Origin of the sequence: Ochrobactrum sp. SFR4, from assembly GCF_019730395.1 — a bacterium.
Taxonomy (GTDB): domain Bacteria; phylum Pseudomonadota; class Alphaproteobacteria; order Rhizobiales; family Rhizobiaceae; genus Pseudochrobactrum.
Map to the genome: position 1 here is coordinate 1 of NZ_JAAPBB010000490.1, position 324 is coordinate 324.

General features: G+C 53.4%; 1 pseudogene. It reads right to left on the reverse strand.

Features of this window, described 5'->3' with window-relative positions:
- Positions 1 to 88: 88 nt before the first annotated feature.
- Positions 89 to 324 (reverse strand): annotated as a pseudogene (locus HBA93_RS19940) (hypothetical protein); the annotation flags it as partial.

Consider the following 324-nt stretch of genomic DNA (forward strand, 5'->3'; position numbering starts at 1 on the left):
GTATAAAAACGATAAAACTTGCTCCCCGCAGCCAGAGTGATTATCTCAGGCTGTCGGGAAGTCAGATTTTGTGGTGGCTTCGGCCCGCTCACGCGCCTTGCAAACCATTGAGCCGTGCCGCTTCCAACACCAGCTCGGTTTCACCGCGACGCAACAGCTCAATCGGCTTTTTACCGTTGAGACGTTCATCCGGCCTGCTCAGGAAATTCAGTATAAACCATGGATTAGCACTGCCAAGCGCCTGACGCACAGCCTTCAATCCGGCAACAATACTGCCATCATTGAGAAACTGGATTGTCGGATAGGCACGACGGTTAGCCGGCC